This is a genomic window from Methanomethylovorans sp., assembly GCF_050177135.1.
In the GTDB taxonomy this organism is placed as follows: Archaea; Halobacteriota; Methanosarcinia; order Methanosarcinales; family Methanosarcinaceae; genus Methanomethylovorans.
Map to the genome: position 1 here is coordinate 1 of NZ_JBFXHJ010000074.1, position 8,910 is coordinate 8,910.

10 protein-coding genes are annotated in these 8,910 nt (G+C 43.5%); 1 reads left to right on the forward strand and 9 read right to left on the reverse strand.

Features of this window, described 5'->3' with window-relative positions:
* From AB7U21_RS07245 to AB7U21_RS07275, 7 genes are all read right to left on the reverse strand, one after another.
* Positions 1–727, reverse strand: a 727-nt coding sequence (locus AB7U21_RS07245; RefSeq protein WP_428387964.1) for an RNA ligase, incomplete at its 3' end; no start/stop codon positions are given.
* Positions 728–729: 2 nt separating this feature from the next.
* Positions 730–1,506, reverse strand: a complete 777-nt coding sequence (locus AB7U21_RS07250; RefSeq protein WP_428387966.1) for a CBS domain-containing protein — start codon at positions 1,504–1,506, stop codon at positions 730–732.
* A gap of 35 nt (positions 1,507–1,541) precedes the next feature.
* Positions 1,542–2,390: a CBS domain-containing protein gene (locus AB7U21_RS07255; protein ID WP_428387968.1), complete on the reverse strand. Its 849-nt coding sequence runs from the start codon at positions 2,388–2,390 to the stop codon at positions 1,542–1,544.
* A 49-nt stretch (positions 2,391–2,439) separates the two neighbouring features.
* Complete coding sequence (locus tag AB7U21_RS07260) at positions 2,440–3,429, reverse strand: CBS domain-containing protein (RefSeq protein ID WP_333787614.1); 990 nt, start codon at positions 3,427–3,429, stop codon at positions 2,440–2,442.
* Positions 3,430–3,522: 93 nt separating this feature from the next.
* Positions 3,523–4,311 (reverse strand): CBS domain-containing protein, encoded by a 789-nt coding sequence (locus AB7U21_RS07265; RefSeq protein ID WP_333787613.1) that lies wholly within the window; start codon positions 4,309–4,311, stop codon positions 3,523–3,525.
* A 41-nt stretch (positions 4,312–4,352) separates the two neighbouring features.
* The gene (locus tag AB7U21_RS07270; protein ID WP_333787612.1) at positions 4,353–4,961 is read right to left on the reverse strand and encodes a CBS domain-containing protein; all 609 of its coding nucleotides are present in this window, start codon (positions 4,959–4,961) and stop codon (positions 4,353–4,355) included.
* 138 nt (positions 4,962–5,099) lie between these two features.
* Entirely contained in the window at positions 5,100–6,227 is a 1,128-nt protein-coding gene (locus AB7U21_RS07275) for an OB-fold nucleic acid binding domain-containing protein (protein ID WP_333787611.1), read from the reverse strand.
* Positions 6,228–6,399: 172 nt separating this feature from the next.
* On the opposite strand from AB7U21_RS07275, the gene AB7U21_RS07280 reads away from it, so the two are divergent.
* Positions 6,400–7,035, forward strand: coding sequence for an RNA 2'-phosphotransferase (locus tag AB7U21_RS07280; protein WP_333788178.1), 636 nt, complete (start codon positions 6,400–6,402; stop codon positions 7,033–7,035).
* A 19-nt stretch (positions 7,036–7,054) separates the two neighbouring features.
* Here the strand turns inward: AB7U21_RS07280 and rtcA are convergent, their stop codons facing one another.
* Both rtcA and AB7U21_RS07290 read right to left on the reverse strand, forming a co-directional pair.
* Positions 7,055–8,050: an RNA 3'-terminal phosphate cyclase gene (gene rtcA, locus AB7U21_RS07285; RefSeq protein ID WP_428387972.1), complete on the reverse strand. Its 996-nt coding sequence runs from the start codon at positions 8,048–8,050 to the stop codon at positions 7,055–7,057.
* Positions 8,047–8,910, reverse strand: an 864-nt coding sequence (locus tag AB7U21_RS07290) for an FAD-dependent oxidoreductase (protein ID WP_428387974.1), incomplete at its 5' end; no start/stop codon positions are given. The genes rtcA and AB7U21_RS07290, both read right to left, overlap by 4 nt.

An 8,910-nucleotide genomic window follows, 5' to 3' on the forward strand; every position in this document is an offset into this window, starting at 1 on the left:
CCATCTTGGGGTCCTTGATCACCACTCCTTCATGGCCTTTTCTTCCAATATCCTGAATAATATGGCGCACCACATCAGGAGCTTCCTGGATATCGAATTCTCCGAAAAGTCTAACCTGTCTGAAGCTGTATTTTTCAGCAAGGCTCCTGCGCTCATGCAATGGTAAGGGTAAACCCGTGTTTTTCTGCCTTATGTCAAAAACAAAGAACTCCAAAGATCCAATATCATATATTTTCTTGGGTACATAAGGGTTATCAGGACCCACCATTTCCCCATATACCACAAATTGGGGATTCTCAGTGAAAAAATCGTGGTCTAGTAGATCATTAGCTTTCTCTGAAGAATAAGGGCACACATGACCGCTGCGGGTAAGAGCTACAAGCTTCCCGTCCAGCAATATCACCCTTACATTATATCCATTCATTTTTTCTTCTACCGCCACCCTAGGTATGTCACTGAAATTGTGTTTGATGGCAGGACCAAGAAGCATTGCTCTTTTGATCTTTGGAAATCCACGAATAAGACTGAATACGTTACCCTTTTGTACAAGGACACTTCCAATATCGATCTGTAAAGCCTTATGTTCAAAACGGAATAGGTGTTGGTACTCGTTCCAGTTGGGTACCAACACTCTTCTTTCCATCAGTTCCTGCATCCTTTGCACAGAAATGTCCAGGAAAGATGCAGCACTTTCAACGTCCAGCTCCGTTTGCGGATAATGCTCCATGTTCACTGTGCCATTGAGTGTACCAGATTCCTTCTGGTTATTAATCCGACGAACTCGCCTTCAAGGTTCATCACCGGCAGACCTCCGATGTTCTCTTCAAGCATCATCTTTGCAACATCTGAAAGAGAAGTGTTCGTATTAACTGTTTTCACACTCCTCCTCATGATATCTGCAACTATCAGGTTTTTTATCCTGGCCTCCTGCTGATTGCCTGAAACGATGTCCCTGAAAGCTCTCATTGCCTTTACAACATCTTTTTCGGTGACTATTCCTACCAGTTTACCATTCTCTATGATAGGGATCCTCCCGACGTTTTTATCCAGCATCAGACGCCTGATATGGCTCACACGGTCGCCAGGACTTCCTATCACAGGTTCTCTCTGCATGAATTCCCCGGCAAAGCCATTGAAGTTGTTAGTTTTCAGGAGTTCTGCAGGTGTCACCCAGCCCATTACATTCTCATCCTTGCAGACAATGATAACTCCCTGGTTCTTGTCGATCAGGGTGACAGCATCCTTTACTTTTACATCCGGAAAAACCTTCACAAAATTGTCAGAGACAGCTGTGGCTACATGCAGTGAAGATGCAGGCATGCTTCCCTTCTTTCTGGTACCAAGCTCTCTTGTGAGGTTTCTCATAGTAAGGATACCAACTACCTTATCTTCATTTTTCACAAGGAACCGGCGCATTTCTTTCTTTTCCATAATATCAAGTGCATGGGAAAGCGTATCTGATTTACTGATAGTTGGTGGTTCTGCCATTATGTCCTTTACTTCCATCTCTTTCACCTTCGGTTTGATTAGTTTTTGTTCCGTCACTGCGCTATCCTTATCAAGTCCTTCCTTCGGACAACTCCAACGATCAGGTTATCCTTTTCTACAGGCAGGACTTTTGAGTTCTCCTCCACAATGAGCTTTGCAGCTTCAACTGCTGAATCATCCCATTTTACGATAGTACCGATATCTGACATGATGTCTTCAGCGACCAGAGGGACCTCTTTTATGTATCTGTATGCCCTCTGCCCGCCTGATGTTGAGCGTCTATTCATTTTGATATTCTTTGTGGGGAGTTTTCCATCGGCATCAGCTACTATATTCAGGGCAACGTTATTTACCGATATAAGCCCTACTACCTTTTCTGCATCGTCGACAACTAGAACCTCATCCACATTATTCTTCTCCATCTCCTCGATTGCATGGTTAATGGTATGGTGTCTGTGTACGCGAACAGGTTCATCAGATATGATCTCATGCACTTTCTTATCGAACCTCTGTTCATCCAGTTTGGAGACATACCTCACAATATCTGTACCTGTCACTATGCCAACAAGTCCTTTTTTCATCACTGCAAGGTAGTTGATGTTGTTCTCCAACATGAGATTCCCGGCTTGGGAGATCGAAGCTTCCGGATAGATAGTTATCGGATCTTCTGTCATCACCATGCTTACAGGGATCTTATCTATAGGGCGCCTTTTCCAGACAGGTTCTGCCTGGGCAAGTTTTTTGCTCAGGTCAGCCTGTGAGATAATGCCCATCATTTTTTCACCATCACCTACAACAACTGTGCTGATCTTATGTTTCAGCATCAGATTCCTTGCACGTGATACCGGCTCATCGGGTCCCATTATGAAAACCGGAGAGCTCATTATATCTGAAACGTTCATTTACTTCCTCCAATAGTCATTTTTTAATCACTAGCTGTTCTTCGTCTGTTCAATAGACGGCTCTCAGGAAGTCTCTTTCAGTAATTATACCGCAGAGGACATCATTATCAATTACTGGCAGAGAACCTACTCTCTTCTCTATCATCAATCTTGCAGCATCTCCCAGGTCCATCTCAGGTGAGGCCCATACGACATCTTTGTTAATAAGTGAGGTTATTGGTTCGCTGAAAGCCTCATGGAAATTACCTGTTACGATCTTTTCAAAGGCTTTTCCGCTCCCCAGGAAATTCATAATGTTGGATGCTGTAACGATACCTATCAATATGCCATCTTTTGCAATAGGCAATCGTCTGAAGCCCCTACTGACCATTATCTTTGCTGCATCCTCTATAGTAGTATCGAACGGTACAGTTTTCACTTTTGTGCTCATGTAGTTCCTGATAGAATCATAATCAATGGTATCTGCCATAAGATTCAGGAAATCCCTTTCCGTGAATATAGCACATACTCTGTTATCTTCGTCAACTACAGGCAATCCTCCTGTATTTCTCTGGATCATCATCTCCACTGCATCGGAAATACTTGCTTTGGATGTAAGAAAGGCTACATCACGTTGCATAATCTCGCTCACGTCAGCATTGATAGCTGCCAGGAGGTTTCCTTTATAGTATTTTTCTACAAGCAGGTTCTTTGAACCGCCTCCAAGGAAGTTTACAATATCCATTGAGGTGATGATCCCTTCAAGGCGTTTTGTACCTGCGTCTGCGATCGGCACTCTTCTAAAACCTTTATTGGTCATCGTTTTTATAGCACCCATGATCGTTGTCGTGGGAGGAAGAGTTATCACGTCTTTCTTGGCCACAACACTCATGTCACCTTTCTTTTCTGCAGCTTTCGCCTTGAACTCAACAGGTGCTACATCCATAGTACTTGTACTGCTGATCATACCTGGGTCCTTTTTATGATTGCCCTGGTATTCCATATTGTTCTGGAACTTCGATCTGTCTGCTGTGACCATATCTGTTCTTTTTTTTGTCAATTAAACCACCGGCACATAAAATATTCTTCTGTTCAACTGCTTTCAGGGACCAAAAAGTAAAGGCCCTCATTTTTCTATTATAGCTTCACCAGTTCAGAAACCAGTGCCTATAAGGCAGGCAGATACTAATGCAGACCTGCTTACGATGCCCAAAAGCTTCTTATTGCTGGCTACGGCTATCCTGCCAATGTCATATTGCAGGATCTTATCAATGGCCTCTTTCACTGAAGCCTCCGGGGGTAAAGTGTACATAGGAGTGGACATAACCTTTTCCACTTTCGGTGCATCACCGGCTTTTGCACTCCGTCCATCAACTTCTCCCACTCTTGCATAACCTGCTTTTATGATATCTCTTCTTGTCACCATTCCAATAGTTTCATTGGTATGTGATACCACAGGTATTCCAGTATAATCGTGCTCAAGCATTTGATGCCACACCTTGGTTATACTGTCGTCCGGATAGCAGGTCGTCACATCTGTCATCATGATCTCTTCAATGTACAGAGGAGACTTTTTTGTTGGCTTGATGGTTGCCAGTATATCTGCATCGCTTATGATCCCTACTAACTGTCTGTCAACACCTGATACCACAGGAACTCTATGTTGAGCCGCATCAAGCATTAAGCGTGCAGCTTTCAATATTTCCATTTCAGGTGTGATCATTGGTGTTTCCTTTACATATCCTTCCACTGTCACATTGGACTTGGTGGCTCTTATTTTAAGTACATCTCCGTCTGTAAGTATTCCACTCACTTTCATGGAATCGTCAACTACAGGTACACCTCTCAAAAAATGGTCACGCATAACTTGACGTGCATGGGTCATAAGGTCGGTCTCTTTCACATATAAGGGATTCTTTGACATTATCCTCTCTACTGTCATAGATATCCTCCATTTAGAATGGACAGGTCAATGATACACGGCTAATCGTAATAGCCTTCTTCTTCTTTGCAGTCTTCACAGAGCATAAGTCCGTTCATCAGGGTAAGGTCTGTATATGCACCGCATCTCTGGCATATTCCTCTTTCTATCCCTGATTCTTCCACAAAATTACTCTCGTCCCGATGCAGTTCGATCAGGCTTTCAAGAATAGTGTTGAGACCAGGTGATATTGTAAGTATATCCCTGTCTGTGATGATACCCACCATTCTATCACCATCTATCACTGCAAGCCTGCGGATGTTGCATCTGGTCATCTGTTCTGCAGCTTCTATGACGTTTGTTGATGGTTTTGTTGCTATGATGGGAGAAGACATGATCTTACCTGCCACAACTGTACTTGGCACAATATTATTGACCACCACTTTGCTGATGATGTCTGCCTCTGTTATTATTCCCACAGGATCATCATCTTCAGTGATGATCACACTGCCTACTTTCTGGCGAATCATCTCCCGGGCAATTTCAAGAACACTAGAATTGATATTTGCAACGACTACATTGCTGGTCATTACTTCCCGGACTGACATCTCCTTACGGATCTCATTAATAGATGTGTCAGTTTCAAGGTCCCATTGCGCACCCAAAACCATTGCATAACACGCTCCTGTTATTTTTAAGGAAAGTGATTGCCCACAAATGAATGTTATTATTAATTGTATATATAGATGTTCGTAGAATATATACTAAAAGAATAGTGGCAGGAATGTTTATTGCATTTCTAAAGTTCATCAGGGGTTGATGATTATCCGTGTCCGGTTTCCTGCACTGAGTTCAACGTCTTCATTAAAACCTGATTTTGCATAAGCATCTATGATCTGTACAGGTGTATCGATATCAAGTTCATCTACCAGCAATGCGTGGTCAGCCCACAAGGCCACCCTTATTCTGCCCGTGTCATCGGAAACATATATATTTGAGACCATGTTTACCGTACCATCGTCCCTGTTGAACTCCCTTATTTCTCCCAATCCTGACACAGAACCCTGTATGGAATAAGATTCTCCAGGTACGATATCTGCAATGGCAGTGAAATTTTCCTGGTACTTGACAGAAGTTTCGGTCTTCTTTATTAGCCCATGGTTTCCGATCTGTATCTCTACCTGCTGGTTGAAATTGTTCGCCCGTGCATAACCGTTGATGATCTCTATTGCATCTCCGGGAAGAAGTTCTGTCATTTTGTCTGTCTTGTCATCCCACAGTGTTATCCTTATTTTACCAGTATCATCGCCAATAGTTATATTGCCTACACGGCCTTTTGATCCATCTTTCTTGTTAAAGGTGCGGACATCCGAAATATCAAGCAATCTTCCAACGACGTTAATACTTCCCATGCCATCTTTGATGTCTGATATCTTAGTTGAAGGATTTTTGACCTGTACTTCTTCATCTGTTTGGGATAGTACCCCGTTGTTGCCTATGTTAACTTCAACGCCTGAATATCCTTCCTTCACATAACCGCTTATCTGCAGGTTCTGGTTTATTTCAATGAAGCCCTGATTGATCAGATCTGCTTTATCATCCCATAGTGTTATCCTTACACTTCCGGTTTCATCCGCCACCAGAAGATTTCCAACTCTTCCTGTTGTGCCATCACTGCGTGTGAATTCTCTTATGGGGAAAACAGATACTACCTTTGCAATGAAGTTTACGTTTCCACTGTCACTTTTTATGTCAGCTATTTTTTGTGATGACCTTCCGGTTTCGTTCAGCCCCAGGTCGTGTGCCACAAGCATGGCAGCTGTCTTTTCATCACATAGGCCACCCATTTGTTCTACTTTCTCATTTACCTTTTCAACAAATTCTTCCTTGCTTATGGATTTGCTAAGTTTTGAGTAGATCTCGTCTATCCCGTTTATGATTATTCCCTGGAAATGTATTATTGGGAGCATTTGCCCCTAAGGTAATCTCTCTGCTTTGTGTAACCTGATAGTATGAGTATGTATTAAATCTGACGAAACTATTATCATAGCTCCCTTTTGTTTCGATAACATATATTAACGATTAATTACATCTCAAGACCGATATAACATGATCCGTAAATGCAATGAGCATGGATATTTCAGAGGTGAGACATGCCCGGCATGCGGTGTGGAAGGCCGGTACGTCCTTGATGATGACCGCGAAGAACGCTTGGGAAAATTCGTTTCCGGAGCACTGAGACATTTCCCTGAAGATGTGGGCCTTAAAATGGACCACCATGGCTGGGTTAGCCTGGGACATCTTCTGGATGTTCTGAGCGAGCGCTATAGGTGGGGTACCAAGGAAAGGCTCATTGCCCTTGTCAAGTCTGACAGGAAACATAGATATGAGATAGATGGCAAACACATAAGGGCAAAGTACGGTCATTCTGTAGACGTGGAGCTTGAGTCAGATTATCCTGAAAATGAGCTCCCATCACTTTATTATGGTGTCAGCCAGGAAGAGGTTGATATGCTGCTGGAAAGTGGCATCACACCTATCAGGCAAACCTATGTGCATCTTAGCACATCTTATGAAAGAGCCGTAGAGGCTGCACTTGTACATACGGATAATCCTGTGATACTTGAGATAGACGCAGATTCTGCCCAAAACGACGGAATAATGGTCATTACTGCCAATGAGGGCATCGCCCTTGCAAGATCTATTCCGGCTGAGTACCTGAGCATAGTTGAGAATGGGAACTGATCTGGCCATTTCTCTCCTCTCATTTTACCGAGACCTCAGTAATTTCCTTCTTTTCTCTTATATCAAACTCTACGCCCAAAAACAGTTCAATTATATGCATATTTGTCAGTGTGTGTTCTGAGATCTCGTAGGTGGTGAAAGACCCACCTCCTGCAAGACCCATATAGGTGATAAGCTGGCCTGCCAGATAAGGGTCCACTGAGGCCCCGGAATCGAGGTATCGTGTCATCTGCTCCGCAGCCATCTCTCCAACCTTTTCAGCAGGAAGACCTTTCTTTCCAAGATGGCTGGCACCACTATACAGGCTCCACAATGTTATCCCGCTTCCTGTTGAAAGTTCATTTTTAGAGCATACCGTTATATCGGATCCTATTCCTCTGTTCTCCAACACTCTTTTAGCTGCCAGGGCCTGACGCTGTGCTATATGTTCAGGAAGTTTTGATGAGTGTGATATTCCCTTAATGTTCTCTTCTTTTCTTTCAAATTCGAACCCATGCAGCCTTGTAGGTTCAAAGAATGCACATACTTTTCCCCCCCCTTCAGGATAGTATCCTCTTTTCAGAACTTCTATGTTACAATGATATCCCATTTGTCCAAGCGCTTTACAAGTCACATTATTGAGATAATCGATCGTTGGGGACCATGCCACATCAGTTCCACCGGTGATCTCAAGTGCTATCCTCCCGCCGGAATATGCTGTCATTGGCATAATGCATTGAAGCAGCAGCGAGATACTCCCGGCAGTTCCAATGTCTACTGTATATGTAGCCCCCTTTATTTCCATTGGAGAATAGGTGATCTCCTGAGAACCTATATACAGTCCTAAGACATCAGCATCACAGAGCTTTGCAGCAGTTGCTATGGCTTTCATATGCTGGGACTTAAGCCCGGGTTGGGGTCGATGCGATCTGATATTAAATATCCTTACATCAGTTGATGTAATGCTTGCCAAAGCAATAGCTGTCCTCAGTATCTGTCCTCCACCTTCTCCGTAAGAACCATCGATCTCTATCATCGTGCACCTTTTTTTGGCATTTTCCTGTATGCACCTTTGACAGCAAAAAGCAAAGGGTCCTGGAGTGTGGAAACAGCAGGAGAGTAGCAAGTTTCCATCTCAAGCAGTTCATCTATGGTTTGTTTTCTCTTTATTGCCAGAGAAAGACCGTCAATGCGCTCCTTAGTACCGGTTGTTGAAATTATCTGAGCACCGATCAGGCATCTGTCATGGAACAGGACCTTTATGAATATCTTGCCGGCACCAGGGAAATACTCTGCACGTGTGGAACCTGTAGCTATACCACTGACAACTTTCATTCCTTGCTTTTCAGCTTCTGCGGTCGTAATTCCCACTGAACCTATCTGAAGGTCTCCGATCACTGCTACCCAAGGATTCACCACAGGGCCAAAACATGTGTCCTTACCTTCCAGATTGTCGGTTATCACTCCTGCCATTCTGCGCGCTGTGCTTGCCAGATGGCTAAGCATGGGTTTACCGGTCAAAAAATTGTATATCTGAGTGCATTCTCCTCCGGAGAACACATCCTCAATGGCATTTCCATTTCTCATGACTTGAAGCCTGTCATTTGTGACTATTCCCCCTGTGGGTCCAATATCTATTCCGCTCTCTGATGCTACAGAAGTTTCAGGGGTGACGCCAACGGAGACCAATACCACATCTGCAGGTATCTCTATTTCATTTACTGTAACTGATGTGACACTATCTTCACCATTGATGGATGTAGGGGTATATCCTGTCAATACCTGCACTCCTTCCTTCTCCAGGTATGATATTACCGTTTCTGCCATATCAGGGTCAAGGCTGGATGAAAGGATCGTATTGCTCCTGTTCAATAATGAGGTTCTTATTCCTCGCCG

Coding starts and splice junctions, on each gene's coding strand:
- AB7U21_RS07250 (WP_428387966.1), bottom strand. CDS start 1,506: ATGGAAGTAAAGGACATAATGGCAGAACCACCAACTATCAGTAAATCA.
- AB7U21_RS07255 (WP_428387968.1), bottom strand. CDS start 2,390: ATGAACGTTTCAGATATAATGAGCTCTCCGGTTTTCATAATGGGACCC.
- AB7U21_RS07265 (WP_333787613.1), bottom strand. CDS start 4,311: ATGACAGTAGAGAGGATAATGTCAAAGAATCCCTTATATGTGAAAGAG.
- AB7U21_RS07280 (WP_333788178.1), top strand. CDS start 6,400: ATGATCCGTAAATGCAATGAGCATGGATATTTCAGAGGTGAGACATGC.
- AB7U21_RS07270 (WP_333787612.1), bottom strand. CDS start 4,961: ATGGTTTTGGGTGCGCAATGGGACCTTGAAACTGACACATCTATTAAT.
- rtcA (WP_428387972.1), bottom strand. CDS start 8,050: ATGATAGAGATCGATGGTTCTTACGGAGAAGGTGGAGGACAGATACTG.